General features: G+C 42.1%; 14 protein-coding genes. 6 read left to right on the top strand and 8 right to left on the bottom strand.

The window, feature by feature from the left end; translation table 11 throughout:
• Position 1: 1 nt before the first annotated feature.
• The 3 genes from pgsA to uvrC form a co-directional block, all read right to left on the bottom strand.
• Positions 2-589: a CDP-diacylglycerol--glycerol-3-phosphate 3-phosphatidyltransferase gene (pgsA, locus tag FTU35_RS07595; RefSeq protein ID WP_004975835.1), complete on the bottom strand. Its 588-nt coding sequence runs from the start codon at positions 587-589 to the stop codon at positions 2-4.
• A gap of 105 nt (positions 590-694) precedes the next feature.
• A complete protein-coding gene (locus FTU35_RS07590) occupies positions 695-1,489 on the bottom strand; it encodes a thioesterase family protein (RefSeq protein WP_154321121.1) in 795 nt (264 codons plus the stop codon).
• Positions 1,490-1,713: 224 nt separating this feature from the next.
• On the bottom strand, positions 1,714-3,513 hold the full coding sequence (uvrC, locus tag FTU35_RS07585) for an excinuclease ABC subunit UvrC (RefSeq protein ID WP_179991232.1): 1,800 nt from the start codon (positions 3,511-3,513) through the stop codon (positions 1,714-1,716).
• A gap of 185 nt (positions 3,514-3,698) precedes the next feature.
• Here uvrC and FTU35_RS07580 point away from each other — a divergent pair, with 185 nt between their 5' ends.
• On the top strand, positions 3,699-4,763 hold the full coding sequence (locus tag FTU35_RS07580) for an AAA family ATPase (protein WP_154321123.1): 1,065 nt from the start codon (positions 3,699-3,701) through the stop codon (positions 4,761-4,763).
• A 91-nt stretch (positions 4,764-4,854) separates the two neighbouring features.
• On the opposite strand, the gene FTU35_RS07575 is transcribed toward FTU35_RS07580, so the two are convergent.
• Entirely contained in the window at positions 4,855-5,271 is a 417-nt protein-coding gene (locus FTU35_RS07575) for a PH domain-containing protein (protein WP_154321124.1), read from the bottom strand.
• A gap of 115 nt (positions 5,272-5,386) precedes the next feature.
• Positions 5,387-6,301 (bottom strand): lipid A hydroxylase LpxO, encoded by a 915-nt coding sequence (lpxO, locus tag FTU35_RS07570; protein WP_180064639.1) that lies wholly within the window; start codon positions 6,299-6,301, stop codon positions 5,387-5,389.
• A 484-nt stretch (positions 6,302-6,785) separates the two neighbouring features.
• Between lpxO and fadB the strand changes: the two genes are divergently transcribed.
• Both fadB and fadA read left to right on the top strand, forming a co-directional pair.
• A complete protein-coding gene (gene fadB, locus FTU35_RS07565; RefSeq protein ID WP_154321126.1) occupies positions 6,786-8,939 on the top strand; it encodes a fatty acid oxidation complex subunit alpha FadB in 2,154 nt (717 codons plus the stop codon).
• Positions 8,940-8,951: 12 nt separating this feature from the next.
• Positions 8,952-10,124 carry an acetyl-CoA C-acyltransferase FadA gene (gene fadA, locus FTU35_RS07560; protein ID WP_004975824.1) on the top strand — a complete coding sequence of 391 codons (1,173 nt, stop codon included), beginning with the start codon at positions 8,952-8,954 and terminating at the stop codon, positions 10,122-10,124.
• Positions 10,125-10,269: 145 nt separating this feature from the next.
• Here the strand turns inward: fadA and FTU35_RS07555 are convergent, their stop codons facing one another.
• Positions 10,270-10,542: a hypothetical protein gene (locus tag FTU35_RS07555; RefSeq protein WP_004975814.1), complete on the bottom strand. Its 273-nt coding sequence runs from the start codon at positions 10,540-10,542 to the stop codon at positions 10,270-10,272.
• A 108-nt stretch (positions 10,543-10,650) separates the two neighbouring features.
• Positions 10,651-11,400 carry a hypothetical protein gene (locus FTU35_RS07550; protein ID WP_104852942.1) on the bottom strand — a complete coding sequence of 250 codons (750 nt, stop codon included), beginning with the start codon at positions 11,398-11,400 and terminating at the stop codon, positions 10,651-10,653.
• Between the two features lie 253 nt (positions 11,401-11,653).
• Here FTU35_RS07550 and FTU35_RS07545 point away from each other — a divergent pair, with 253 nt between their 5' ends.
• Positions 11,654-12,355 carry a DsbA family protein gene (locus FTU35_RS07545; protein ID WP_004975810.1) on the top strand — a complete coding sequence of 234 codons (702 nt, stop codon included), beginning with the start codon at positions 11,654-11,656 and terminating at the stop codon, positions 12,353-12,355.
• A gap of 172 nt (positions 12,356-12,527) precedes the next feature.
• On the opposite strand, the gene FTU35_RS07540 is transcribed toward FTU35_RS07545, so the two are convergent.
• The gene (locus FTU35_RS07540) at positions 12,528-12,728 is read right to left on the bottom strand and encodes a dodecin family protein (RefSeq protein ID WP_004975809.1); all 201 of its coding nucleotides are present in this window, start codon (positions 12,726-12,728) and stop codon (positions 12,528-12,530) included.
• Between the two features lie 373 nt (positions 12,729-13,101).
• Here FTU35_RS07540 and FTU35_RS07535 point away from each other — a divergent pair, with 373 nt between their 5' ends.
• Positions 13,102-13,266, top strand: coding sequence for a hypothetical protein (locus FTU35_RS07535; RefSeq protein ID WP_019836107.1), 165 nt, complete (start codon positions 13,102-13,104; stop codon positions 13,264-13,266).
• Positions 13,267-13,592: 326 nt separating this feature from the next.
• On the top strand, positions 13,593-13,772 hold the full coding sequence (locus FTU35_RS07530) for a hypothetical protein (protein ID WP_004975807.1): 180 nt from the start codon (positions 13,593-13,595) through the stop codon (positions 13,770-13,772).
• Positions 13,773-13,774: the final 2 nt, after the last annotated feature.

Raw genomic sequence — 13,774 nt, 5'->3', positions numbered from 1 at the left:
TTTAAGGTTGTTTCAAATATGGCCATGCCGCTTTTAAATAAATAAACATCGACCAAAGCGTTAGAATTACAGCAGTATAGAGCAACAAATAAGCCACCATTTCCAATGGTTGCCAGTTCAATAAGAACACTGAAATCGCAATCATTTGGAATGCTGTTTTATATTTCCCCACTGTAGACACCGCCACACTGGTACGTGCGCCGAGTTCAGCCATCCACTCTCGTAAGGCAGATACGGTAATTTCACGGGAAATAATTACAATCGCGGCAAAAGCCATAGAAATAGTCGGTTGCCATTGCACTAAAACAATCAATGCCGCAGCGACCATAAGTTTATCGGCCACAGGGTCTAAAAAGCGCCCAAATGCAGAGGTCTGATTCAAAGTACGTGCCAAATAGCCATCAAACCAGTCGGTCACAGCAGCAATCACAAAAATAGACGTCAAAATAATATGACGCGTCATGCCACCATCATAACCATTTACGCCCATTGCAGGCGGCCAATACGCCACCAACAAAAAAACAGGAATCAAGGCGATTCGAGCCAAAGTTAATATATTTGGAATGTTCAGGATACGACCTGTTGTCATAGACACCGCCAATGTTTCCCCTCTTTACGCTGCATATTCACAAGTTTTTTGAGGATTTGTCATCGTGAATAGGCTTCACTTTATACGAAATGCTAGTAGGTGTCACTAGGCAAACACGGTGATGGTCTGTCGGGCAATCGCTATTAGCCGATCCTGATCATCCCATAAGTGCGCATATTCTGTGGCATAACCACCGCTAGCATGATCGGTAAAAACTTTATATTTCATCCAATCTTGCAGCTGATTTTGCAAAGGATTGACATAGGTCACATGCCAAGTCAGTGAACTGGCAGGAGCGAGCTGCTCAAACATCGGCAGTACTCCAGGCGGCCACATATCAAAAGCCACCATCAAATCGGCAATGGTCATGGCACGATTCGTATGCTGTTTTGGGTTAAAACGCATCCAGCCTGCAAAATCAGGTTTATGACTAGCAGTAAACGGATATTGTCCTTCAGACCAAACCAAATCCATCTGCTGAAAACATTCAGGTGCTAAAGGATGATGCTGTGTAACAGGCAATTCCGTTGCAGGTGGAAAATTGGGCGCAGTACGTTCTTGTTGCACCACAATGCTGGAGTCACGTGCCGCACCAAAACTAGCAATTAAAATGCTTTGTACTGCATCATCCTGCCATAAACGAACTTCGACACTGGTCACAGATTTGCCTTCACGCAGAATTTCCGCCGTGAGCCGTGCCCGACCTTGTTGCACAGGTCCGACAAACGTGACACTGCTGCTTAGCAAGCGCTTTTTCGGATCGGCAATACAAAGCTGGGCTTTTTGCATCATCAAACCTGCCACCAATCCACCATAAATAGTGCGCCCCTGTAACCACCCAAGCGGGATGTCTATCCATTCTTGCTCGGCAATGGCTTGATAGGTCTGTAGCAACGACATAGCTTTTCCTTAAACAATGTTGTGGTTGATATTACAGGGTTTCGATCTGATGTGAATGTTCAATGACGACAGAGTCAATGCACTTTTTTGCTATTTACCTTTGTAGAAAATACTGCTTTTTATGCAGTAAATAGGGTCTGTTGACAATTCGTCTATGTTTGCGACGTGAGAGATATATCTCGCAAGATTTTTAGCTAATATAAGGCATGAGGCAGGAAATTTAGTCATTCATGCAGCACTTTATAAATCGTACGCGCCATTACTTCACCCAGTCCGGGTACTAAAGTCAACTCTTTTTCAGAAGCTTTCAGGACACCTTGTATGCCACCAAAATGGGTGAGTAAATCACGACGACGTTTTGGCCCTAAGCCCGGAATCACTTCAAGTATTGATGAGCCACGTTTTTTATCGCGCTTGGCACGGTGCTTGGTAATTGCAAATCGGTGTGCTTCATCACGTACCTGCTGAATCAAATGCAGCGCCTTATGATCTTCAGGCAGCTGAATTTTGCTGCCATCGGTAAAATGTAGCGTTTCTAGACCAGGTTTGCGTCCTTCGCCTTTGGACACCCCAATCATAAAGGCATCCAATCCTAACTCCTGCATGACCTCCATCGCCATATTCAACTGCCCTTTACCGCCATCAATCAGCAATAAATCGGGCAGCATGGCTTTTTTATAACGGCGCGTTAAAGCTTGGCGCATGGCAGCATAGTCATCTCCAGCCTGAATATCCTGAATTGAAAATTGTCGATAATCACGTTTGCGAATACCACCACTGTCAAATACCACGCAAGATGCCACAGTGTCTTCGCCCATAGTGTGCGAAATATCAAAACATTCAATCCGATCAATCGGGCGTCCAACCACTTGCTCTAACTGATGAAAACGCTCATTTAATTCAAAGTGATTGGCGAGTTTACCTTTAATGGCATGCTGCACATTCATTTGTGCCAATTCTTGCCACTCGGCACGGGTTTCACGCACTTTATGTTTAATTTGAATTTTTTTATCGAAGTGTTGCTGTAAGGCTTGTTCCAACTCTTTGCAATCTGCCACTTCCACATTAACAATCAATTCCGCTGGAATTTCATCGGCCACCTGAAAGTAAAAGTTGGCAATAAAATCGGCCAACATTTGCCCCAAATCATCGCCCAACATATCAGGAAAATAGCTTTTACCGCCCAGCATTTTGCCATTGCGCACATGCATAATTTGCACACAGGTCACACCTGCCTGATAAGCAATTGCGATAATATCGGCTTCGCCTTTGAGTTTATAAATGGCTTGCTGTGCCTGCACATCACGCAACAAAGCCATACGGTCACGGTAAAAGACTGCTTTTTCAAATTCCAACGCTTCGGCTGCAGCTTCCATTTTGGCAATCAATTGCTGATTCAGTTCTTTACTATCGCCCTGTAAAAATCGAATCGAATTATTAACATCTTCTTTATATTCTTCGGGCGAAATCAATCCTACACACGGTGCCGAACAGCGTTTGATCTGATATTGCAAACACGGACGCTGCCGTTGAGCAAAATAACTGTTTTCACACTGCCGCACATTAAACAGTTTTTGTAACACCACCAAAGTATCACGGGCATTGTACGCACTCGGATAAGGCCCAAAAAACTTGCCTATCTGATGCTTGCCTTTGCCGCGTCCACTGGCAATACGCGGATAAGGCTGATCTGCCGACACAAAAATATAAACATAGGACTTATCATCGCGCAGCATAATATTGTACGGTGGACGATGCAGCTTAATCAGATTTTGTTCAAGCAATAACGCTTCAGTTTCGGAACGCACCACCAAAGTTTCAATATCATAAATACGTGCAACCAAAGCTTGAGTTTTCGGGTGCTCAATGGTCTTAATAAAATAACTCGACACACGATTTTTTAAGTTTTTGGCTTTGCCCACATACAACAATTCTCCGTCTTTACCCAACATACGGTACACCCCAGGCAACTGGGTCATGTTTGCCAAAATTTTCTCAATATGCTCACGTGCGTTTGGGTTCACGAGTCATCCTATAATCGCTGCATTGTCTACATGATGTGATGCTTCACCTGACTTTTTCAAGCTTTATCCTGTAGCCGATTGCAGGATCTATCCACAAAAACAATCAGCCCAGTGCTAAAAGCGATTAGTTCACAACACAAGGTTTGCTATGCTCAGGCATCTTGTCAGCAAAACAAAGGTGCAGGATGACGACCACGCAACACGGCCTACATATCATTCAACCCGCGACCTCCAAACCCACCCGTCCTAATCTACACAACTCTGAAAAAGATCGCCTGATTGGTCAACCACGCTTTCATTTTGAACCTGCACACGTCATGCAGTTGTTGCGTCAGCGGATTATCGGACAAGATGCTGCACTGAATGAAATTGAAAAAATGCTGTATGTGGTCAAGGCCGATTTTTCCAGTACAGAACGACCACTTTCTGTGACCTTAATGCTTGGCCCAACAGGTGTGGGAAAAACCGAGACAGTACGCCTGATTGCCGAAGCCATTTACGGCCACCCCGACGCTTTCTGCCGTATTGATATGAATACCTTGGCGCAGGAACATTATGCTGCAGCACTGACAGGTGCACCACCGGGTTATGTCGGCTCCAAAGAAGGACACAGTTTATTTGACGAAACGGCCATTGCAGGCTCACATACCCGTCCAGGCATTATGCTGTTTGATGAGCTGGAAAAAGCGTCAACTGAAGTGCTCCGTGGCTTAATGAATGTATTGGATACAGGCAAACTGACCCTGACCGCAGGTACCAAAACCATCGACTTTCGCAATTGCATGATTTTTATGACCAGCAATGTGGGGGCACAGGCGGCACAGCAATACTTGGATAAACTAAATTTGTTGCCGCAAAAATTACAGCAACTGTGCCTAACACGCATGCCGACTCAACGGATCATTGAAAAAGTCATGCAACGCAGATTTGACCCTGAATTTTTAAATCGGATTGACCGCAGCTTGCATTATCAGCCCGTATCTGCCGATGCTTTACCTCAACTGGTTGAAATTGAATTGGAAAAACTAAACCGTCGCCTGCAACATCAGCAGCGCCAAGTTCAGCTGACAGCTGCAGCCAAAGCATATTTTTATCAAGGGCATGATATTCGTTACGGTGCTCGGCATTTGGGGCGCAAAATCCGTACCGAGCTAGAACCTATTTTAGCGCTGTATTTTTTAAGCCATCCTGAACGGACAAAGCTGTGTCTGGATTGCAGCGCAGGCGCATTACACATTCAAATAGATTGATCTTTGGTTGAGGATGATTAATGCTCATCCTCAATGCTTTGACACTTATATGCAGTGATGTATATGGGGTGATGCTTTCAAATTCTGCAAATTAGTCAGTAATTTCTATTCCCAATGCCTGACTAAACTTGGCTTGATCTTTAGGCGAAACCAACACAAATTTTGACTGCCCTGCTTGCACATAATCAATTTTTAAACGTTTTAAAGATAAGGCGGGTGATGCCACAGAATTATTGGTTTTAGATATTTTCTGAATATTGGCACGTGGAATATCCCACTTTAAAAACATACAGCGAATCTGCAAGCGTTCTGCATCGACCTTATAGCGAGTATTAAAAATAGGCCACCACAACACAAAAATTGTGATGATATATACCCCCGTATGTACTGGAAATGCAGGCATCGTGCCTTTGGCATACATGGTCAGCAATAATTGAATTAATAAGCCTGACATACAAATCACAAAGGCCAAGACCCACCAATCTTTTTTAGAACGAAACGTTTGCATAAATTTTCCCCTAAGTTGCTTCATTCTATACATAAAAGCAGCGTGAAATTGAAGCTTGACGCTAAAATTATGGAAAAATGCCATAAAAAAACGCCCCGAAAGGCGTTGTGATGATTTAAAACAGATAAGGACGAATAAAAATTAGGAAGAAAATACCTAACATCAAAAACCATTTTAGAAAGTAATACAAACGGCTATTTCTGGCCTTTAAAGCTTTGGCTTTTAAACGCACTTGGTAAACATAACCAAAGACTTTATTTAAGCCGCCCGTTTGGTCACCGGCTTCATTTGGAGAACTGGTTGCAGTCATGACATTCTTACCAAACCAGTGATTAAACTTTTGCATTAACCGTGATTTTAACGGGCGCTCGACATCCGCAAAGAAAATAATACGGTTTTGATCAGTGCCATTTTCGGCATAGTGAATATAGGTTTCATCGAACACCACACTTTCACCATCACGCCATGAATAGCGCTCACCATCGACATCAATAAAACAACGGTCATCATTGGGTGTCATTAATCCCAAGTGGTAACGCAATGAACCCGCATAAGGATCACGGTGACGCACCAAGCGACTGTCGGGTGCAAGCTCGGTAAACATGGCTGCCTTAATACTAGGTAAAGTTTTTAATAATGCTGTGGTTTTTGGGCATAATTCTGCGGCAGATGGATGTGCCGAGTCATACCATTTTAAATAAAAACGCTTCCAGCCTGTTTTGAAAAAGGAGTTAAACCCCAAATCATCGTAGCTACTTGAAGCTTTAATACCGCCCTGTTCATATAAAGCTTTCGCTTCATCACGAATCATTTCCCAATTGTCATCCAAAACCTTTAAATCTTGAAAATACTGGGTATCGATATAAGGTTGATTCGGCACTTTAGAAAATAAGTACATTAAATAGTTAATCGGTGCGAGAATGGTAGAATGGTCAAAAAACTGACGATAAAAACTATGACGCACCTTGCCGCGCTGTTGAATATACAACGCTGAAGCGATAAAAATCGCCAAAATAATCCACTTCAACATAGAACAAACCAACTACTGAAAACAGCAGAAATTTAAAAAGTCGCATATTCTACTCAATTTCAGCGCATGAGGTCATCGCAGAAAATAGAACACAGCATTGCAAGTCGCTCTCCATACCCACCCTGCTTCACGCTTTAAAACGCCACCAGCCAAACAAAGGATTGACTTTTCTGCCAAAAATAACCCACTGAAGGCTCTACTTTTCAAGCTCTTCCACGTCGTAAAAGTATTACAACACGACTAAAAATAAAATAGAAAACAATCACTTTCATCTTGTTTTAAAAAAAGAATTTTAAAATCGGGCCAAAAAGCAATTCCACGCTGTGAGAAAAATCATGACCCTTGCGTCACGGCTTGATACAACTTGCTATATTTTTTTTAGATATAGTTATCGTAAGATTACCGAGGCATATATGTGTGCAGAACTATCGCACACGCTTCATAACATCAACTTAGAAGTCCTCCAAAATAAAGGAGATCAGGCATGATCCACGCTGGCAATGCCATTACCGTCCAAATGCTTTCGGACGGAATTGCAGAATTCCGCTTTGACTTACAAGGTGAGTCGGTCAACAAATTTAACCGTGCAACGATTGAAGACTTTAAAGCTGCGATTGAGGCTGTTAAAGCAAACAATGAAGTGAAAGGTTTAATCGTCACTTCTGCGAAATCAACCTTTATCGTGGGTGCAGACATCACCGAATTTGGCGCAAACTTCGCTCAAGGTGAACAAGCCATTGTGGATTGGGCATTGCCTGTTCACGACATCTTCAATGCTTTTGAAGATTTAGACATTCCTAAAGTTGCTGCAATCAATGGTATGGCATTGGGCGGTGGCTTTGAAATGTGTTTGGTATGTGACTACCGTGTGATGTCAGATCAGGCACAGGTGGGCTTACCAGAAATCAAACTGGGTATTTTCCCAGGCTTTGGTGGTACGGTTCGTTTAAGCCGCGTTATTGGTATCGACAATGCGGTTGAATGGATGGCAATGGCCAACCCTAAACGTCCTGATGCTGCACTCAAAGATGGCGCTGTAGATGCCGTAGTTGCTGCAGACAAATTGCAAGATGCTGCGCTGGACTTGGTTAAACAAGCCATTGCAGGCCGTTTGGACTGGAAAGCAAAACGTCAGGAAAAGTTAGACCCTGTTAAATTGAACCCACTTGAACAAATGATGGCGTTCAACACAGCAAAAGGTGCGGTACTAGCAAAAGCAAACCCTGCACAATACCCTGCGCCAAAACTCATGCTTGATTCTTTACAAGCAGGTGCAAGCTTGTCACGTAATGAAGCACTTCAAGCTGAAGCGGCTGGTTTTGCAAAAGCTGCAGTAACGCCACAAGCAGGTGCGTTGATTGGTTTATTCATCAATGACCAAGTGGTGAAGAAAACTTCTAAGAAATATGAAAAAGGTGCACACCCTGTCAACCAAGCGGCTGTTCTAGGCGCAGGTATCATGGGTGGTGGTATTGCTTACCAAGCGGCAAGCAAAGGCACACCAATCATCATGAAAGACATTGGTAATCCGCAACTTGCTTTGGGTATGAAAGAAGCCAATGGCTTATTGACCAAACAAGTTGAACGTAAAAAGTTAACCCCTGCAAAAATGGGTGAAACTTTGGCACGCATCCGTCCAACTTTAAGCTACGACGAGTTTAAAGAAGTGGATATCGTGATTGAAGCTGTGACGGAAAATCCAAAAATCAAAGGCATTGTACTGAAAGAAACTGAATCTAAAGTACGTGAAAACACGATTATTGCATCGAATACATCGACCATTTCAATCACGCGTTTGGCTGAAAACCTAGAGCGTCCTGAAAACTTCGTCGGTATGCACTTCTTTAACCCAGTGCACATGATGCCATTGGTTGAAGTAATCCGTGGTGAAAAAACTTCTGCTGAAGCGATTGCTACCACTGTTGTTCTTGCTCAAAAAATGGGTAAAACACCAATTGTTGTAAACGACTGCCCAGGCTTCTTGGTGAACCGCGTATTGTTCCCTTACTTCGGTGCATTCGACTTATTACTTAAAGATGGCGCAGACTTCCAACAAGTCGACAAAGTCATGGAAAAATTCGGCTGGCCAATGGGCCCTGCATACTTAATGGACGTGGTCGGTATTGACACGGGCGTTCACGGTGCAGAAGTTATGGCAGAAGGTTTCCCTGACCGCATGAAGCCTGACTACAAAGGCTCTATCCAAGTCATGTACGAAAACAAACGTCTTGGTCAAAAGAATGACGTTGGTTTCTACAAATATGAATTGGATCGCAAAGGCAAAAAAGCCAAAGTGGTTGATCCAACTGCATACGAGCTTGTGGCATCTGTTGCAACTGCTGAAAAACGTGAATTTGATGCACAAGAAATCATTGACCGTATGATGCTGGCTTTCTGTAACGAAACTGTTCGTTGCTTAGAAGACAACATTGTAGCGACACCATCTGAAGCAGATATGGCGATGATTATGGGTGTAGGTTTCCCTCCATTCCGCGGTGGTCCATGCCGTTACATCGACCAAACAGGTGTTGCTGAATACGTTGCGCTTTGCGACAAATATGCACACTTAGGAAAAGCTTATGAAGCGCCACAAATGTTGCGTGACATGGCTGCTAACAACAAAAAATTCTACGGTTAAGGAGCAACGTGAATGGCTACTTTAAATCCACGTGACGTTGTCATCGTTGATGGCGTACGTTCAGCAATGGGTAAAACCAAAAACGGTATGTTCCGCAATGTACGTGCTGACAGTCTATCGGCTGAATTGGTTCGTGCTTTAGTTGCTCGTAACCAGTTTGATGTTAACGAAGTTGAAGATGTGATCTGGGGCTGTGTTAACCAAACCCTAGAACAAGGTATGAACATTGGTCGTAATATTGCGTTATTGGCTGATCTTCCAAAAACAGTAGCGGGTCAAACTGTAAACCGTCTGTGTGGTTCTTCAATGCAAGCGATCCACACCGCTGCGGCACAAATTGCAACCAATCAAGGTGATATTTTCATCATTGGTGGTGTAGAGCACATGGGCCATGTGGGCATGATGCACGGTATCGACATCAACCCTGCTGCATCGAAGCACTATGCCAAAGCCTCAAACATGATGGGCTTAACTGCTGAAATGTTGGGTCGCATGAACGGTATTTCTCGTGAAGAGCAAGATGCCTTTGGTGTGGAATCACACCGTCGTGCATGGGCTGCAACGCAAGAAGGTCGTTTTAAAAACGAAATCATTGGCATTGAAGGCCATGACGCAAACGGCTTTAAACAGCTTTGCGACATCGACGAAGTGATTCGTCCAGATGCTAACCTTGAAGCATTCCAAGCTTTACGTCCTGTATTTGATCCGAAAGGCGGTACCGTAACTGCGGCGACATCTTCAGCATTGTCTGATGGTGCTTCTGCTATGTTGCTTATGTCTGCTGAACGTGCACAAGCATTAGGTTTGAAACCACGTGCGGTGATTCGCTCTATGGCCGTTGCAGGCTGTGATGCAGCAATCATGGGTTATGGCCCAGTACCTGCAACGCAAAAAGCACTTAAACGTGCGGGCTTGTCAATTGCCGACATTCAAACTTTTGAATTAAACGAAGCATTTGCTGCACAAGGTCTATCTGTTCTAAAAGGCTTAGGCATTTATGATCAGCAAGATCGTGTGAACTTGAACGGTGGTGCAATTGCACTCGGTCACCCATTGGGTTGTTCAGGTGCGCGTATCACCACCACGTTGTTGAACGTGATGGAACAACAAGACACGCAAATTGGTCTTGCGACCATGTGTATCGGTCTTGGTCAAGGTATCGCGACAATTATTGAGCGTGTGTAAAAAGTCTTCGTAATAAAAAAATCCTCGCATCATGCGGGGATTTTTTATTTTGTTGTTTTGAGCTGTTCTAATTTTTAAATTTTATTCTTTTGCATTGTTATCTTGAAGACTAGATGGCTGATCAGTTGTGATTTACCTGCACGGCTTAAACCAACAACTCCCCCATCAACCATGTCATATAGCGTTCTTTATCCATAAAGTCTGGGGCGCTGCCTGTATCCAAGCAATAATATTGTTGATTAAATTCAATCACAATTTGTTCAGTCTGATGCCAATCTTCAACCAAACGAAAGTGCTGATTAAAGAAGTAACGGTTCTTGCCCCAATTATTTAAATTTTCGAGTTTCGGGTAGTTTTTATTTTCTAAGAATTGCAAATACAGTTGTTGAATATCATCAAAGACTTGAATGCTGTTCATATTGGACCTGCCTAGCTGAGCAATTAAATCAACAGGCACAGTTTAGGCAAGAGATTTGAACGGCAGATGACATTCTTTTGACAATTTGATGTAAGGATTTGCCAGACCTTACAACTTGCTTTCCAGTGCCCGCTGATGCTGCTGAGTGATCTCTTGCATTTGCGTATTGAGCTGCACCATCTCTTGATATACCGCATTAAATTCTTTCAAGGCTGCATCTTCATAGAACATGAAGGTATTGTTTTTGAGCTCCCATTTATTGTTTTTTAAAATTGCAAACAACACATACGCCTTACCCAAATTTTTCTTTTCCAATTCAAATAATGCGTGTCCTTGGTCATTATGGCGGCTTTCTAGCAAAGATTCTGCTAAATGACGGCGCAAATTATGATTGATTTCAAGATTCTCAATCTGCTCCAAAGCCATCGCTTCATGCTGTTCTAAATGTTCCTGATACAGCTCTACCATGGCACGTACTTGCACCAACATGGCTTCGGTATCAGCATAGTCTTGTTTTTTATCTGCAGCAAGTCGTTGAGGATCTAAAAACTGATCCCAATTCAAGGCTTTTAATTCACGTAAATAGCTATTGCGCGCTTCGGCACTTTGCACCATGTGACTCAAGACAAAACTCGCCATAATTTGATAGTCGCCATCTAAACGATTATCTTTTAAGTCAATTTGAATCGGCTTAGACCAATCCTGTGCCTGTACAAAAATTTGTTCGGCTTTTTCATAAATCACATTTTGATAAGCATGCAATTGAGTGACTTGTTTTTGCTGCTGTTGATATTGATAAAACATCCCGCCAAAAATCAGCAGCGTTGCACATCCTATAATTAGCACTATACGTCGCATGCGTGCCCTCTTATTTTTTAGTATTTGCAATATCTTAGCGTGAAGCCTGTCACATTTGTATAGCATTTTATGCTTATTTTCTAATGCAGCCATTAGAATATAGTGAAATAAATCAATTCATTTATGCCTTTATATGATTCTGTATCCATGACGCTATTTGACCAGATGCTCAAAAATAAGTTTAGCATCGCTTTATGCTTTAAATTTTATGTAACATCCCCATCTTAGTAAAAAACAGAATTTGAGATTGTTCATGCGCGTTGATATTTGGTCAGATATTGTTTGCCCGTTTTGCTATATCGGCAAAAAACGTTTAGAGGCTGCTGCTGAAGAAGCAGGTGTAGAATTAGAAGTGCATTGGCACAGTTTTGAACTCGATCCAGATGCGCCACCGCGTCAGGAAGTGTCCAATTCAGAGCGTTTGGCACAAAAATATGGGCGCAGCCTTGCCGAAGTAGAAGACATGCAGCGTAATATTGCCGAAATGGCAAAAGCTGAAGGCATTGACTTTCAATGGGAAAATGCCAATTCAGGCAATACCTTTAATGCCCATCGTTTGGTGCATTTGGCGCAAAGTAAAGGCTTGGGCAGCGAAGCCAAAGAAGCTTTTTTCTATAGCTATATGACTCAAGGTTTGGCAATTGGCGAGCGTGAAACACTAGAAGATGTTGCATCACGTATTGGGCTGAACCCTGTAGAAGTGGATGATGTTTTGGATTCTGACGAATATGCCGACTTTGTAAAATTTGACCAAGAAGTTGCACGTGAACAATTAAACGTCACTGGCGTACCGTTCTTCGTATTTGATCAGCGTATTGCTTTAGCAGGTGCGCAGCCACGCGAAGTTTTTGTGCAAGTTCTGCAAAAAGCCCTTGAAACAGCAAGCGAGCTAGAGCTTGAAGATGCAGCAAGCTGCGATGCAGAACAATGCGATGTATCTGAACCTAAAGCTTAAGATTGAAATACAGACAAGGCTGAATAGTGTTCTTCCGGCTGATTAGACGCACAAAAAAATCCCATTACGGGATTTTTTTGTGCTTTTAAAATGGGTCAAAGTTCCAGCTTTGCCCCGCAACCATGCTTCGGTTAGTTGTCATCTTACTATGCTTCGTTAATGAAGCGAGGTGTTATTCAACCAAGAAGCTGATTTTTAAATTGACCCGATACTCCGTGATTTGATTGTCTTTAACCACCACTTTTTGTTCGTTAATCCACGCCCCTTGGACATTTTTAATTGTTTCTGTCACTTTAGCAATTCCAGTCTGAATCGCGTCTTCAAAACTTTTTGTACTGCTTGAATTAACTTCAACTACTTTTGCAATTGCCATGATTTTCTCACTGTCCTTTATCGTTATTGGAATTCCATCATAGATTAAAAAAACCGCATTTTTAGACTGTTTAACCAATCACAGCCAAAACATTACATGATTTCACACTGTCAAAAACTGTCACCATTCACCCGCATTTCAGACTTATCTAAATACAAATTTTGCAGACATCTCAACCATTTAAGCCTACAAAAAAACTAGAGCTAAAACTCTAATATATTGTTTTATATTGCTATTTTTAAAATAATTGCCGAAATGATCATTTTGTAAATTTTAAACTTTGTTATGATTCATGTGAATTTTTTATTTCGTTTGATCTCCCTACGATGTCTATTCTTCTGCCTAGACATTAACACTTTGGATGGATATTCCCATGAATATGTTTAAATCTGTTTTGATGGTTTCACTTTTAGCAATTGCTGCAAATGTATCTGCTCAAATTGTGCATGTACCTGATTTTCCAACTCAAAAAGTGAATACAGAATCGGCTGCATCTGAAGCTGTTGTAAATGAACCAACTTCGCAAAAGGCAGCTTAAGTTACGCGTTTTATCCACTAATTTTAGCTGTATTAATCTCTCCCATTTCTCTCCCCAAACAGCAGTCTAAAGCAGGCTGCTGTTTGTTTTTCTAATGCTAAATTTGCTTTAAATCGTCCATGCAACATCTAAAAACTGTGTTCTACCCAATTGCTAATACTTTTTTGGCACTGCGATTTAAATTTTTTTGATTATTTTTCATATAAAAAGCGCATTTTTTGTCAATAATGTCTAAAAAAGCACAAAAGCTGACAATTTTTAGCATGTATTTTTTAATTAAATCCATATAATTAAAGTGATTTTTTTCATTGCTATAGCAGATGCCTATGCAACAACTTCAAGCACTTATACAAAGAAAAATTCCACCTCAAGCGATTGAGGTCAGCCATTTAATCGAATTAGCCAAACGCTATCCTCAACCACAATCGGCAGAATATAAATTGATTGAATTGGCTCTGAATATTGTCTTGGCAGATTATTTGGAAAAAGCACAACAACATATTTAAGT

The sequence above is a fragment of the Acinetobacter sp. YH12095 genome (genome assembly GCF_013419245.1).
Lineage (GTDB): Bacteria > Pseudomonadota > Gammaproteobacteria > Pseudomonadales > Moraxellaceae > Acinetobacter > Acinetobacter towneri.
The sequence above is the reverse complement of the archived record's forward strand: the minus strand, read 5'-3'. Positions and strand labels throughout refer to the sequence as shown.

Bases quoted from the DNA above. Each gene is read 5' to 3' on its own strand.
- FTU35_RS07575 (WP_154321124.1), bottom strand. From the start codon at position 5,271: ATGCAAACGTTTCGTTCTAAAAAAGATTGGTGGGTCTTGGCCTTTGTG.
- FTU35_RS07590 (WP_154321121.1), bottom strand. From the start codon at position 1,489: ATGTCGTTGCTACAGACCTATCAAGCCATTGCCGAGCAAGAATGGATA.
- FTU35_RS07540 (WP_004975809.1), bottom strand. From the start codon at position 12,728: ATGGCAATTGCAAAAGTAGTTGAAGTTAATTCAAGCAGTACAAAAAGT.
- FTU35_RS07555 (WP_004975814.1), bottom strand. From the start codon at position 10,542: ATGAACAGCATTCAAGTCTTTGATGATATTCAACAACTGTATTTGCAA.
- FTU35_RS07530 (WP_004975807.1), top strand. From the start codon at position 13,593: ATGCAACAACTTCAAGCACTTATACAAAGAAAAATTCCACCTCAAGCG.
- fadB (WP_154321126.1), top strand. From the start codon at position 6,786: ATGATCCACGCTGGCAATGCCATTACCGTCCAAATGCTTTCGGACGGA.
- FTU35_RS07580 (WP_154321123.1), top strand. From the start codon at position 3,699: ATGACGACCACGCAACACGGCCTACATATCATTCAACCCGCGACCTCC.
- FTU35_RS07545 (WP_004975810.1), top strand. From the start codon at position 11,654: ATGCGCGTTGATATTTGGTCAGATATTGTTTGCCCGTTTTGCTATATC.
- lpxO (WP_180064639.1), bottom strand. From the start codon at position 6,301: ATGTTGAAGTGGATTATTTTGGCGATTTTTATCGCTTCAGCGTTGTAT.
- FTU35_RS07535 (WP_019836107.1), top strand. From the start codon at position 13,102: ATGAATATGTTTAAATCTGTTTTGATGGTTTCACTTTTAGCAATTGCT.
- FTU35_RS07550 (WP_104852942.1), bottom strand. From the start codon at position 11,400: ATGCGACGTATAGTGCTAATTATAGGATGTGCAACGCTGCTGATTTTT.
- fadA (WP_004975824.1), top strand. From the start codon at position 8,952: ATGGCTACTTTAAATCCACGTGACGTTGTCATCGTTGATGGCGTACGT.
- pgsA (WP_004975835.1), bottom strand. From the start codon at position 589: ATGACAACAGGTCGTATCCTGAACATTCCAAATATATTAACTTTGGCT.